Raw genomic sequence first — 13184 nt, 5'->3', positions numbered from 1 at the left:
CCTCGGCGGCTGCCGGTCAGGCGATCCAGGGGGGTGCGATCTTGTTGCCGGCGTCGTCGGGGGTCCAGGCGTGAGCGCCGGCGGGAGCCGTGACGATGGCCGTGTAGCCCTGGGGGCCGGCGGTGACCTGGCGGGTGGCGTGGGCGGGCAGGACGGCCGTGTCGCCGGGGCCCGCCGTGGAGGTTTCGCCGTCGAGCTCGATGGTCGCCTCCCCTTCGAGGAAGGTCCAGATCTGTTCCGCGTCGAAGATGTGGACAGGGCCCTTCACGCCGGGCTTGACCTCGGTGCGCCAGATGGAGGATCGCGCGCCGCCCAGGGTCGGCGAGGCGAGGGTGGTCATGACGGCGTTCGGGGTCTCAGATCGACGGCTTTCCGCATGACGGACGAGCGTCACGGTTCACATCCCTAATATAGACAACGACGTTGTCTATATAGTTAATGAGGTTGTCCATCGTGTCAAGTGATCTGCGGGGCTTCGAACTGCCGCTGCGGCTGCTGCTGGGGTTCCGGGTGCTCATCGACGAGCTGCACGAGGAGCTCGCCCGGCAGGGCCATCCGCAGATGCGGCCCATGCACGGGTTCGTCTTCCAGGCCGTCATGCGGGCCGGCGGCCGGTACGGGGCCACGGCCGCCGATCTGGGCCGGGCGCTGGGCGTCTCCAAGCAAGCGGCGGGCAAGACCATCGACATGCTGGAGGGGCTCGGCTATCTGCGGCCCGGGCACGATCCTGGAGATGCGCGCCGTAAGACCTACACGCTGACCCCGCACGCCTACGACGCGCTCGAACGGTCGGAGCGGATCTTCGAGGAGCTGCGCGGCCAATGGGCCCAGGCCATCGGCGAGGACCGGCTGCGGGCCATCGTGGAGGACCTGCGCAAGGTCACGCCACCCGACATGTTCCGCCTCGACACCCCGCAGTGGTTCAACGCACCGTGACGAGCCCTTCGATCAGCCCAAGCCGGTTCTCCGGCCGGGCTTTCCCGGACCACGCCTGACACGGCAGACCGCCCGGCCGCGCTCGCCCCTGCCCGAGCCGTGTCCGGCCTCGCGGCAGGCCCTGCGCCGGACCGGCGGCTCAGGCGAGCATGCCGTACGCCCGTGCGATGAGCTCGTAGGAGCGCAGGCGCGCCGCGCCGCCGTGCACCATCGTGGTGATCATGAGTTCGTCGGCGCCGGTGCGCTTGCGCAGCTCCTCCAGCCCCTCACGCACGCGCTCCGGCTCGCCGTACACCACCGTGGACAGCCGGTCGCGCACGAAGTCGGTCTCGACCGGCGTGTACGGGTACGTCTCGGCGGTCTCGGGCGTCGGAACAGGACCGGGACGGCCCAGCCGCATGCGCAGCCACGACAGGGCGCCCGGCATGGCCTGCCGCAGCGCCTCCTCGTCGGTGTCGGCGGCGACCGCCGCCACGCCGATCAGCGCGTACGGCCGCTCGAGCACCTCCGACGGCCGGAACGACGAGCGGTAGAGGTCGAGCGCGGGCTCGGTGTTGGCGGCGCTGAAGTGGTGGGCGAAGGCGAACGGCAGCCCGAGCAGGCCCGCGAGCCGGGCGCTGAACCCGCTGGAGCCGAGCAGCCAGACCGGCGGGCGGTCCGCCCCCCGGGGTGTCGCCTGGATCGCCGCGTACGGATGGCCGGCGGGGAACGACCCGTCGAGGAAGCCGGTCAGCTCCGCGACCTGCTCGGGAAACCGGTCCGGGTCCACCTCGGCGGAGCGGCGCAGCGCGTTCGCGGTGGCCATGTCGGTCCCCGGGGCGCGGCCGAGCCCCAGGTCGATGCGCCCTGGGTGCAGGGCGTGCAGCGTGCCGAACTGCTCGGCGACCACGAGCGGCGCGTGATTGGGCAGCATGACGCCGCCCGACCCGACCCGGATGGAACGGGTGGCCGCGGCGAGGTGGGCGATGAGCACGGCCGGGGACGAGCTGGCCACCCCCGGCATGCCGTGGTGCTCGGCCACCCATACGCGGTGGTAACCCCACTCCTCGGCGCGCCTGGCCAGCTCGGTGGTGTCCCGCAGGGCCTCAGCGGCCGTCACGCCCTCCCCGACGGTCGCCAGCTCAAGGATCGACAGCGGCGCCTCGGCCGTCCCGCGCGGCACGCCGCGGATCGTGTCCATGCTCATGTTCCGACCAACCGGAGGCGACATCCGTATATTTCCATTAAACGCACGGTATTTCGCGAGGTGCCGTGACCGGGCGCGGCCTGCCATGCTGGGAACATGAGCGAGCGAAAGCCGATCGAGTCCTGGCTGTCCGACATGGATGGCGTGCTGGTCCACGAGGGGCAGCCGGTGCCGGGGGCACACGAGTTCATCAAGAGGTTGCGCGAGTCCGGCAAGCGCTTCCTCGTGCTCACCAACAACTCGATCTACACTCCGCGGGACCTGTCCGTACGGCTGCGCGCGGCGGGGCTGGAGGTGCCGCCGGAGGCCATCTGGACGTCGGCGCTGGCCACCGCGAAGTTCCTCGCCGACCAGCGCCCCGACGGCTCGGCGTACGTCATCGGCGAGGCGGGGCTGACCACCGCGCTGCACGAGTGCGGTTACGTGCTGACCGACCTCGACCCCGACTACGTGGTGCTGGGGGAGACCCGCACCTACAGCTTCACCGCCATAACGCGGGCGATCCGGCTCATCGACAACGGCGCCAGATTCATCGCGACCAACCCCGACCCGATCGGGCCGTCGACCGAGGGCTCGCTGCCCGCGTGCGGCGCGGTCGCCGCGATGATCACCAAGGCGACCGGCGTGGAGCCGTACTTCATCGGCAAGCCCAACCCGATGATGATGCGCAGCGCGCTCAACCAGATCGACGCGCACAGCGAGAGCACCGCCATGATCGGCGACCGCATGGACACCGACGTCGTGTGCGGCATCGAGGCGGGCCTGCACACGATCCTGGTCCTCACCGGTGTGACGCAGAAGGAGCAGATCGACCGGTACCCGTTCCGGCCCTCGCAGATCGTCGACTCGGTGGCCGACCTGGTCGAGCTGGTGTCCTGAGCTACCTGTCACAAGCTGTCAGGTAGCGGTGGCAGGGTGGGTGCCATGTCGCCTGTCTACCTCGAACTCGGACCGAAGAAGGTCTTCGCCTGCTCGGCCGCCTGGCCCGGCTGGTGCAGGATCGGCAAGTCCGAACAGCTCGCCCTCGACGCGCTCATGGACTACATCCCGCGCTACCGCCTGGTCGCTGAGCGGGCGGGGCTGGAGTTCGACCCCGGCGACCCCGTCGTCGTGGAGCGCGTCAAGGGCGGCATGACCACCGACTTCGGCGCGCCGGAATCGCCGGCCGTCCTGGATCTGGAGCCCGTGCCGGCCGATGAGGCGGCCAGGACCGTCGCGCTGATCCGGGCGTCCTGGGAGTTGCTGGACGAGACGGCCGCCGCCTCGCCCGAGGAGCTGCGCAAGGGCCCCAGGGGCGGCGGCCGGGATCGCGACAAGATGGTGAACCACGTCGTCGAGGCCGAGCGCTCCTACGCCAGGAAGATCGGCGTACGGCACAAGCCGATCAAGGACGTGGCCGGGCTGGCGGCCATGCGGGACGAGATAGCCGAGGTCCTCGGCCGTCCCTCGGACGGCGCGCCCCCGGTGGAGGGCGGCTGGCCCGCGCGCTACGCGGCTCGCCGCATCGCCTGGCACGTCATCGACCACATCTGGGAGATGGAGGACCGGCGTACGTAGACGGCCGGGGAGGCGGGCAGCCGAGGCGTCTCAGTCGTCCGGGCGGCGCCACCGTTTGACCTCGGAGCGGCGCTTCTTCGCGGTCAGGCGCCGCTCGACCGCGCCGCGGGAGGGCTTGGTGGCGCGGCGCTTCTTCGGCGGGGGAGCGACCGCCTCGCGGAGGAGAGCGGCCAGCCGCTCCTCGGCCGCCTCCCGGTTGCGGAGCTGGGAACGGTGCTCGGACGCGGCGATGGTTATCACGCCGTCGACCAGCCGGGAGGCGAGCCGTTCCATCGCCCGGGCCTTCAACGCGGGCCCGAGCGCGGTCGTGGCCGCGACGTCGAAGCTGAGCTCGACCCGGCTGTCGGTGGTGTTCACTCCCTGGCCGCCCGGCCCCGACGACCGGGAGAAACGCCATCCCAGCTCCGCCTCCGGGATGACGAACGAGCCGCGGACGTGCAACGGGCCAGGCATCGCTTCCCCCTGAGGCGCGGCCGGCCCATGGAGGCCCGGCCTGTACATCGTCATTCTCCTGCCGCGACTCACCTTGAGTCATCCCGATTTATCGCCGCAAATCGGGCTTGTGGTTGTCACGGTCCATTCTCTCGTGCACGCTGGCCGGGGGTTTCGGGAGCGAGGGCTGAGGCATGACCACGATCGTCGGCGTCCACGGCATCGGCAAGTACCACTACTACGAGGAGGCCGGCGGGTCCGCCGCCGGGGCGGCCGAGGCGATGCGAGTCAAGTGGAACGCCTACCTCCACAAGGGGATCGCCGGGGGCCGGGCGGGGACCGGCGACTACTTCGCCGAGATCGCCTACTACGCCCACCACCTGCACAAGGGCCCGTCCAGGCCGCCCAAGGAGATGGATCCTCCGGCCAAGCTGGTGTTCGCCGACTGGGCCGCCCAGCTCGACGGCCGCCTGCCCGGCGCCGCCGGCGAGTCTCTGACCGCGATCGCCCACCGGCTGGCCGGGTGGCTGCTCGACCGGCTGGGCTCGAACGCCGTCCGCTTCGCCGAGGACTTCTGCCCCGAGGTGGCCGTCTATCTCGGCGGCGGAGACCCCCGGGTACGGGCCCGCGACGCGGTGGCCGAGGTCATCCGCCGGCGCCGCCCCCAGGTCGTGGTCGCCCACTCGCTCGGCAGCGTCGTCGCGTACGAGGCGCTCTGGGCGCATCCGGACCTGGGAGCGGATCTGCTCGTCACCCTGGGCAGCCCTCTGGGCATGCGGAACGTGGTCTTCGAACGGCTGGCCCCTCTCCCCGTGCGAGGGAGGGGCGCCCGCCCGCCCGGCGTGAAGAGGTGGATCAACATCGCCGACAAGGACGACATCGCGGCCATCCCGCCCGCACTGCGCCCCTGCTTCGACGGCGTGGAGCGCGACGTCGCCTGCAACATCGACTGGCTCGACTTCCACACCGTGCGCAACTACCTCGCCTGTGGGTCCGTCGATGACTACCTGAGGCCGTATGTCGGATGAAAAGAACACAGGTTATGCTCGTTCAATCATGACTCTTGTTCTTTTCGACTACGGCAATGTCATCTCCCTGCCCCAGGACCAGGCCGCCGTGGCGGTCATGGCCGGCGGTGACCCAGGCTTCGAGGAGCGGTACTGGCGGTGGCGGCTCGACTTCGACCGCGCGACGCTCGCCCCGGAGACGTACTGGTCCCGCGTGTACGGCAGGCCGGTCGAGGGCGCCGAGCTGGACCGGATCGTCGGCGTGGACGCGGCGAGCTGGTCGCGGCCCGACGAGGAGACCACGGCGGTCGTCGCCGACCTCGGCGCGGCCGGGGTGCCGATGGCCCTGCTGTCCAACATGCCCGCCTGTCTCGCGGACGAGATCGACGGCCTGCCGTTCATGGCGCCCATCGGGCCGCGGTTCTACAGCGGGCGGATGGGCCTGGTGAAGCCCGACCCGGAGATCTACCGGCGGGTGCTCGCGGCGCTCGGCGTGGACGCCGGCGACGTGGTCTTCGTCGACGACCGCCTGGACAACATCGGGGGCGCAGAGGAGGCCGGCATCGCCGGGATCCACTTCCGTGACGCCGCGACGCTGCGCGACGATCTCAAGCTGGTGCTGAGCTGACGGGCCGCTCAAGCCGGTACCGATGCTGACGGGCCGCTCAAGCTGCTGCCGATGCTGACGGACCGTTCAAGCGGGTGCTGAGTTAACGGGCCGGAGCACCGCCCGTCGGCCGCCGTTCAGCAAGGACGGGTAGTCAGAAGCACTGTTCACCGCCGGTTTCCGCCTGGGTCACGGCTGTAAGGGACGGCCGTCGACCGCGGCGGTTGCACTGGTGTCGTGCAGACGAATGCCTCACGAAGAGTGTTCCTGTCCGCTCTCGCGGCCGGCGCCGGAGGCCTGGTCCTCACCGGCTCGACGCTGCCTTCGGCCGCCCGCTCGCGGTCCCTCAGGCAGGACCCGTTCACCCTCGGGGTCGCCTCGGGCGAGCCCACCTCCGGCGGGGTCGTCCTGTGGACGCGGCTGGCCCTCGATCCCACCGCCCCCGACGGCCTGGGCGGCATGCCGCCCCGCGCCGTCGACGTCCAGTGGCAGGTCGCGTCCGACGAGCGGTTCTCGGCGGTCGTGAGATCCGGCACGGCCTCGGCCCGCCCGGCGGGAGCCCACAGCGTCCACGTCGAGGTGGACGGCCTCCAGCCGGGCCGGGAGTACTTCTACCGCTTCAAGGCCGACGGGCAGGTGTCCCCGGTGGCCCGCACCCGCACGGCGCCCGAGGGGATGACGCCGTTCACCTTCGCGGTCGCGGCGTGCGCCCACTGGGAGCACGGCTTCTACACCGCCTACCGGCGGATCGCCGAGCAGGAGCCCGACCTGGTGGTGCACCTGGGCGACTACATCTACGAGTACCAGCCCCAGGGCTACACCGCGCTCGGCGGCTCCGTGCGCGAGCACGCGGGCAACAAGTGCCAGACGCTGGCCGACTACCGGATCAGGCACGCGCAGTACAAGACCGACCGCGACCTGCAGGCCGCCCACCGGGCCGCGCCCTGGCTCGTCGCCTTCGACGACCACGAGATCGAGAACAACTGGGCCGGGCCCGTCTCCAGCACCGAGGCGCCCGACTTCGGGGAGCGGCGGGCGCGGGCCTTCCAGGCCTACTACGAGAACATGCCGCTGCGGCGGGCCAGCCTGCCGAGAGGCGCGGCGATGCGGATCAACCGCCGGGTCGCCTGGGGCACCATGGCCGGCTTCCACCTTCTGGACACCCGGCAGTTCCGCGACGACCAGGCATGCGAGGACGGCGACCGGGCGGGGTGCGACGAGCGGCTCGCCGACGGCCGTACGATCCTGGGCGCCCAGCAGCGCCGCTGGCTGCTCGACGGGCTCGCCGCCTCCGGCGCCCGGTGGAACATGATCGGCCAGCAGGTGCTGATGGCCCAGCGCGACTACAAGGCCGGCCCCGGCACCGAGCTCAACATGGACAGCTGGGACGGCTACCCCGCCGACCGGACCCGCCTGCTGGAGGGCGTGCGGGCGTCGGGGGCGGCCAACCCGGTCGTGCTGACCGGCGACGCGCACATGCACCACGCCGCCGACCTGCGGCCCGACTTCGACGACCCCGACTCGCCAAGGGTCGCGGTGGAGCTGGTCACCTCGTCGATCTCCAGTGACGGGGACGGCTACCGCGACGCGGCGAGGGTCGCTCAAATCATGCGCGAGAACCCGCACATCTCCTACATGGACCAGCGTCGCGGATTCATCGTGTGCAAGGTCTCCGAGGAGGAGATGCGGGCCGAGTTCCGCACGCTGGACTACATCAGCAGGCGCGGCGCGCCGGCGAAGACCTCGGCCCGGTTCACCATCCCCTCCGGGCACGCTCAGCTCAACGCGTAGCCGAACAGGCCCCCGGCGCCGCCCCTGTCGACGACGCGGGCGGCGCCGGGCGTCACCCCGGGGTAGGAGCCCTTACGCGCCCGGGTGGGCACCAGCGTCAGCTCGTCCCGGCCGGGCGCGGCCACCAGCAGCGTGCCGCCGTCCACGATGACCGACATCCCGAAGTCGCTGTCCCGCGGGCCGGTGACCAGCGCGTTGTGGTTGCGGGTCAGCCCGCCTTCACGTGTCCCCGCGAGGACCTGGACGGCGTCCTCGCCGGGCACGCCCACCACGAGCTCGTCGTCCCCGTCGCCGTTCAGGTCGCCGGTGGCCAGCGACGTGCCGAACCGGTCGTAGTAGCGCGGGGTGCCCTTGAGGATCGTCTGCGACCAGCTCTCGCTGCCGACGGCGGTCAGCCCGCGGGCGGTGCCGTAGAGGACGTCGACCACCCCGTCGCCGTAGTCCATGCCGCGCTGCAGGAGCGACAGGTCCTCGCCGGGCACGCCGACCGCCAGGTCGTCGCGGCCGTCGGCGTCGAAGTCGCCGCTGGCGAGGGCGGCGCCGAACGCGTCCCACTTCTCGCCGTCGCCCTTCACGTTCGGGCTCTCCTGCGTGTAGACCCCGGCCCGCCGCCGGTGCGGGTCCAGGATGGTCACGACGCCCGAGCCGTACCGCAGGCCGCCGTCGCCGGGCGCGCCCACCGCGAGCTCGTCCCTGCCGTCGCCGTCGAAGTCGCCGGTGGCCAGCGCCACGCCGAACTGGTCGGTCTCGCCCGGCTCCTGGCCGACCCAGCTCGTGGCCTGCGTGATCAGCGTCCCCTTACCGGAAGCCGAGCGGCCGCCGAGGCCGAAGACGGCGACGCCGCCCCCGCCCTTGAGCCCGGGCGCGCCCACGACGAGCTCGTCGTCGCCGTCCCCGTCGAGGTCGCCTGCGGCCAGCGCCGCCCCGAACCGGTCGGTGCCGCGCTCGCGGCCGGCCCGGGTCACGTCGAGCGTCGCGCCGCGGCCCAGGCCGGACGGCGAGCCGTACAGCACGTGCACGACGCCGTTCCCGTCGGCCCCGGGGACCCGCGGCCCTGCGAACTCCTCCGAGGCCCCGATGGCCAGGTCGGCGCAGCCGTCCCCGTCGAAGTCGCCGCGCGCGAGCGCCGAGCCGAACGCGTCGTCCCGCTCGGGGGCGCCGCCGACGCCCGCCGCGCCCTGGGAGAGCACCTTCGCCTTCCGCAGGTGGGAGCCGCCGCCGGTGAACAGGGTGACCGTCCCCGCGTGCTGCTCGCCTTTCACCGCCGCGTACGGCGAGGCGACGGCGAGGAAGGACGGGCAGCTCCGGGCGGCGGCGGCGGGGACCGCGACGAGCGGGGAGGCCGCCAGGGCGGCCGCGAGCAGGGCGGACGTACGCAAGACGCTCATGTGCCGGATCGTCCCTCCGGACCCGGACACTCCGCCCACGGGGAGCTGAACCCCTCACGTCGGCTCGCTGAACTCATCCGGCGCGCGGTGCGCGGCGCGCGAGCAGGCCGGGGATGACGCCGTACGCCTAGCTCCGGGTGCCGCAGGCGGGGTCGCCCGCCAGCGGGGGCGCCTCCAGGGTGCAGTGGCTGCGGCGCGCGGGCTCGGGGGCCGCGGCCAGCACGTTCGTCCTGATGGTGAGGAAGGTGACCGCCGCGGCGACGGCCATCAGCACGGCGCTGACGAGCATCGCCAGGTGGAAGCCATGGGTGAACGCCACGGGGGAGTCGTAGGCGTCCCCGGTCAGCCCGACGAGGGGCGGGACGGCGGCGACGGCCAGCAGGCCGCCGGTCCGCGCGAGCGCGTTGTTCACCCCGCTGGCCACACCGGCGTACCGCTCCTCGGCGGTGGCCAGGACGGTCGCGGTGAGCGGGGCGACCGCGGCGGACAGCCCGAGGCCGAACAGGGCCGCCGCGGGCAGCACGTCGACCAGGTAGGAGGCGCCGGGCCCGATCCTGCTCATCAGCACCATCGCCGCCGCGCAGACGAGGATGCCGGCCGTCATGGGGAGCCGCGGGCCCGTCCGCCTGGCCAGCTCGCCGGAGCGTGCCGACAGCAGCAGCATGAGGAACGTCACCGGCAGCATCGCCCCTCCCGCCTCGATGGGGGAGAACCCGGCCGAGACCTGGAGTTGCACGACGAGCAGGAAGAACACCAGCCCCATCGCCGCGTACATGACCAGCGTGACGGCGTTGACGGCGCTGAACGCCCGCGAGCGGAAGATCCCCACGGGCACGAGGGCGTCGGGGGAGCGCCGGATCTCCACCGCGACGAAGCACGCGCCGAGAGCGGCCCCGGCGACGAGGGGGAGGACGCCCTCTCCGGCCAGGATCAAGCCGTAGGTGACCCCGGCGAGGGCGAGCGCGGCGAGAGCGGCGCCGAGCACGTCGAACCGTCCGTGGTCGGCGGTGTCGCGGGTCTCCGGGACGTGCCGGGCGGCCACGACGACGACCAGCACCGCGAGCGGAAGGTTGAGCAGGAAGACCCACCGCCACCCCGCGGCCTGGACCAGCCACCCGCCCAGCAGCGGACCGACCGCCGCGGCGACGCCGCCGAGCCCGGACCACGTGCCCACCGCGCGCGGCCGGTCGTCGGGGGCGAAGCTCGCCTGGATGATCGCGAGGGACCCGGGCACGAGGAGCGCGCCGCCGACGCCCTGGAGCGCGCGGGCCGCGATGAGCACGGGCGTGGACGGCGCCAGCCCGCACAGGGCGGAGGCCACGGCGAACCAGACGACACCGGCCACGAACACCGTGCGCCTGCCGAGGCGGTCGCCCAGCGAGCCGCCGAGCAGGATGAGCCCCGCCAGCGTGAGCGTGTACGCGTTGACCGTCCACTGCAGGCCGGACATGCCCGCGCCGAGGTCGCGCCCGAGGGCGGGCAGCGCCACGTTGACGACTGTGGCGTCGAGCGACGCCATGCCGGACCCCAGCACAGTGGTGAGCAGGACCCAGCGCCCGGTGGGTGAGCCGAGCCGGACGTGTCCGGAAACCATAGCGGCCATCATGCTGCGTCGCCGTGTGCCCGTCACAGCCGGGGGGCGCTTCACTCTTCGCCAGGTGCGTTGTGATGGCGTAAGGACGGCCCTGCCGGGCACTGCGGGGGGCGAGGCCACGGGCCGCGCCGTCCGTCCCCGGACGCCGGAGGCCCTCGGCGGCTCGTCGCGTCCCTCCGGCGAGCTGGGCGATTACATAATTACGATCGCTCACAGCGAACTGGCGCAGAACTGGGAACACCACGCCACTCGCGTTAGTTGAGTCGGCATAACTCAACCTTTGGAGTGCGCATGTCACAGATCCTTCCCGTCCTCCCGTTGGACGACGAGGTCGTCCTGCCTGGCATGGTCGTTCCGCTCGATCTGTCGGACTCCGAGGTCCGGGCGGCCATAGACGCGGCACGGGCCAGCGGTGAGAGCACCGTGCTGCTGGTGCCCCGGGTCGACGGGCGTTACGGCGCCGTCGGCGTGTCCGCCGTCGTCGAGCAAGTTGGGCGGCTGCCGGGGGGTGAGCCGGCCGCGGTGGTCCGCGGCGTGCGGCGGATGCGCGTCGGCACGGGCACGACCGGTCCCGGCGCGGCCCTCTGGGTGGAGGCCGAGGCGTTCGAGCGGGTCACGGCCGGCCCCAGGGCCGAGGAGCTCGCCAAGGACTACAAGACGCTGACCACCACGATCCTGCAGAAGCGGGGCGCGTGGCAGGTCGTCGACGCGGTCAACCAGATCAAGGACCCGGAGGTCCTCGCGGACAGCGCCGGCTACGCCCCCTGGCTGTCGACGCCGCAGAAGCTCCTGCTGCTGGAGACCGCCGACCCCGCCGAGCGGCTGGACAAGCTCGTGAGCTGGGCCCGCGACCACCTCGCCGAGCTGGACGTCGCGGAGACCATCCGCAAGGACGTCCAGGAGGGCATGGAGAAGCAGCAGCGCGAGTTCCTGCTCCGCCAGCAGCTCGCCGCCGTGCGCAAGGAGCTCGCGGAGCTCAACGGCGACCCCTCCGACGAGGAGGAGGACTACCGGTCCCGGATCGAGGCCGCCGACCTGCCGGAGAAGGTCAGGGAGGCCGCGCTCGCCGAGGTCGGCAAGCTGGAGCGGACCTCCGACCAGTCCCCGGAGAGCGGCTGGATCCGCACCTGGCTCGACACGGTCCTCGAGGTGCCGTGGAACGTCCGGACGACCGACGAGTACGACATCGCCGGCGCCCGCGCCGTCCTCGACGCCGACCACACCGGTCTCGACGACGTGAAGGACCGCATCGTCGAGTACCTCGCGGTCCGCAAGCGCCGGGCCGACCAGGGTCTCGGCGTCATCGGCGGACGCCGCAGCGGCGCCGTGCTCGCGCTCGCCGGCCCGCCCGGAGTGGGCAAGACCTCGCTCGGAGAGTCGGTCGCCCGGGCCATGGGCAGGAAGTTCGTCCGGGTCGCCCTCGGCGGCGTCCGTGACGAGGCGGAGATCCGCGGGCACCGGCGCACCTACGTGGGCGCGCTGCCCGGCAGGATCGTCCGCGCCATCCGTGAGGCGGGCTCGATGAACCCGGTCGTGCTCCTCGACGAGATCGACAAGGTGGGCGCCGACTACCGGGGCGACCCGACGGCGGCGCTGCTCGAGGTGCTCGACCCGGCGCAGAACCACACGTTCCGCGACCACTACCTGGAGGTGGAGCTCGACCTGAGCGACGTGCTGTTCCTCGCCACGGCCAACGTGCTGGAGCAGGTGCCCGGGCCGCTGCTGGACCGCATGGAGATCGTCTCCCTCGACGGCTACACCGAGGACGAGAAGGTCGCCATCGCCCGCGACCACCTGCTTCCCCGCCAGCTGGAGAAGGCCGGCCTCACGGCGGACGAGGTCACGATCGGGGACGACGCGCTGCGCCGGCTGGCCGGCGAGTACACCCGCGAGGCGGGCGTCCGCTCACTGGAGCGGTCGATCGCGCGGATCCTGCGCAAGGTGACGGCCAAGGTCGCGCTGGAAGAGGCGGCGCTGCCGGTCGCGGTCACGGCCGGCGACCTGGTCGGCTACCTCGGACGGCCGCGGCACGTGCCCGAGTCGTCCCTGCCCGAGGCCCGGCAGCGTACGGCGGCGGCCGGCGTGGCCACCGGCCTCGCCGTCACCGGCGCGGGCGGCGACGTCCTCTACGTCGAGGCGTCGCTGGCCGACCCGGAGACCGGCACGACCGGGGTGACCCTCACCGGGCAGCTCGGCGACGTGATGAAGGAATCGGCACAGATCGCGCTGTCCTACCTGCGCTCCCGCGGCGCCGAGCTGGAGCTGCCGGTCGCGTCGCTGAAGGACCGGTCGGTGCACATCCACGTCCCCGCGGGCGCGGTGCCGAAGGACGGGCCGTCGGCGGGAGTCACCATGACGACCGCCCTCGCCTCCCTGCTGTCCGGCCGCCCCGTCCGCACCGAGGTGGCCATGACCGGCGAGGTCTCCCTCACCGGCCGGGTCCTGCCGATCGGCGGGGTCAAGCAGAAGCTGCTCGCCGCGCACCGGGCCGGGATCACGACCGTGCTCATCCCGGCGCGCAACGAGCCCGACCTGGACGACGTCCCCGCGGAGGTGCTCGCCGACCTCGAGGTGCACACGGTGGGCGACGTCCGCGAGGTGCTTGAGCTCGCGCTCACCCCGGCGAAGGTCGCCAGGCAGGTCGCCTGACGGCCGCCCGTCGACGGCTCGCGTCCTTCCCCGGACG

Annotated in this window: 12 protein-coding genes; 7 read left to right on the top strand and 5 right to left on the bottom strand. The window is 72.6% G+C overall.

Features of this window, described 5'->3' with window-relative positions; translation table 11 throughout:
* Positions 1 to 16: 16 nt before the first annotated feature.
* Positions 17 to 394, bottom strand: coding sequence for a cupin domain-containing protein (locus AB0B72_RS12740; RefSeq protein WP_367738769.1), 378 nt, complete (start codon positions 392 to 394; stop codon positions 17 to 19).
* A gap of 59 nt (positions 395 to 453) precedes the next feature.
* Here AB0B72_RS12740 and AB0B72_RS12735 point away from each other — a divergent pair, with 59 nt between their 5' ends.
* The gene (locus AB0B72_RS12735) at positions 454 to 936 is read left to right on the top strand and encodes a MarR family winged helix-turn-helix transcriptional regulator (RefSeq protein WP_367738768.1); all 483 of its coding nucleotides are present in this window, start codon (positions 454 to 456) and stop codon (positions 934 to 936) included.
* 139 nt (positions 937 to 1075) lie between these two features.
* On the opposite strand, the gene AB0B72_RS12730 is transcribed toward AB0B72_RS12735, so the two are convergent.
* The gene (locus AB0B72_RS12730; protein WP_367738767.1) at positions 1076 to 2122 is read right to left on the bottom strand and encodes an LLM class flavin-dependent oxidoreductase; all 1047 of its coding nucleotides are present in this window, start codon (positions 2120 to 2122) and stop codon (positions 1076 to 1078) included.
* 96 nt (positions 2123 to 2218) lie between these two features.
* On the opposite strand from AB0B72_RS12730, the gene AB0B72_RS12725 reads away from it, so the two are divergent.
* Together AB0B72_RS12725 and AB0B72_RS12720 are read left to right on the top strand one after the other, a co-directional pair.
* Positions 2219 to 3001, top strand: a complete 783-nt coding sequence (locus tag AB0B72_RS12725; protein WP_367738766.1) for an HAD-IIA family hydrolase — start codon at positions 2219 to 2221, stop codon at positions 2999 to 3001.
* A 45-nt stretch (positions 3002 to 3046) separates the two neighbouring features.
* Entirely contained in the window at positions 3047 to 3679 is a 633-nt protein-coding gene (locus AB0B72_RS12720) for a hypothetical protein (RefSeq protein ID WP_367738765.1), read from the top strand.
* A gap of 30 nt (positions 3680 to 3709) precedes the next feature.
* On the opposite strand, the gene arfB is transcribed toward AB0B72_RS12720, so the two are convergent.
* A complete protein-coding gene (gene arfB, locus AB0B72_RS12715) occupies positions 3710 to 4180 on the bottom strand; it encodes an alternative ribosome rescue aminoacyl-tRNA hydrolase ArfB (protein WP_367738764.1) in 471 nt (156 codons plus the stop codon).
* Between the two features lie 125 nt (positions 4181 to 4305).
* Between arfB and AB0B72_RS12710 the strand changes: the two genes are divergently transcribed.
* The 3 genes from AB0B72_RS12710 (at position 4306) to AB0B72_RS12700 (ending at position 7516) form a co-directional block, all read left to right on the top strand.
* Complete coding sequence (locus AB0B72_RS12710; protein ID WP_367738763.1) at positions 4306 to 5139, top strand: hypothetical protein; 834 nt, start codon at positions 4306 to 4308, stop codon at positions 5137 to 5139.
* Positions 5140 to 5167: 28 nt separating this feature from the next.
* Positions 5168 to 5746 (top strand): HAD family hydrolase, encoded by a 579-nt coding sequence (locus tag AB0B72_RS12705; protein ID WP_367738762.1) that lies wholly within the window; start codon positions 5168 to 5170, stop codon positions 5744 to 5746.
* A 216-nt stretch (positions 5747 to 5962) separates the two neighbouring features.
* A complete protein-coding gene (locus AB0B72_RS12700) occupies positions 5963 to 7516 on the top strand; it encodes an alkaline phosphatase (protein WP_367738761.1) in 1554 nt (517 codons plus the stop codon).
* Here the strand turns inward: AB0B72_RS12700 and AB0B72_RS12695 are convergent.
* Together AB0B72_RS12695 and AB0B72_RS12690 are read right to left on the bottom strand one after the other, a co-directional pair.
* Positions 7501 to 8904 (bottom strand): FG-GAP repeat protein, encoded by a 1404-nt coding sequence (locus AB0B72_RS12695; RefSeq protein WP_367738760.1) that lies wholly within the window; start codon positions 8902 to 8904, stop codon positions 7501 to 7503. The genes AB0B72_RS12700 and AB0B72_RS12695 overlap by 16 nt on opposite strands.
* Positions 8905 to 9031: 127 nt before the next feature.
* Positions 9032 to 10498, bottom strand: a complete 1467-nt coding sequence (locus tag AB0B72_RS12690) for an MFS transporter (protein WP_367738759.1) — start codon at positions 10496 to 10498, stop codon at positions 9032 to 9034.
* Positions 10499 to 10789: 291 nt separating this feature from the next.
* Here AB0B72_RS12690 and lon point away from each other — a divergent pair, with 291 nt between their 5' ends.
* The gene (gene lon, locus AB0B72_RS12685) at positions 10790 to 13147 is read left to right on the top strand and encodes an endopeptidase La (protein WP_367738758.1); all 2358 of its coding nucleotides are present in this window, start codon (positions 10790 to 10792) and stop codon (positions 13145 to 13147) included.
* The last annotated feature ends 37 nt before the right edge of the window (positions 13148 to 13184 follow it).

The sequence above is a fragment of the Microbispora sp. NPDC049125 genome (assembly GCF_040802045.1).
GTDB lineage: Bacteria > Actinomycetota > Actinomycetes > Streptosporangiales > Streptosporangiaceae > Microbispora.
Note: the sequence above shows the minus strand (reverse complement) of the source record. Positions and strands in the feature narration are given on the sequence as shown.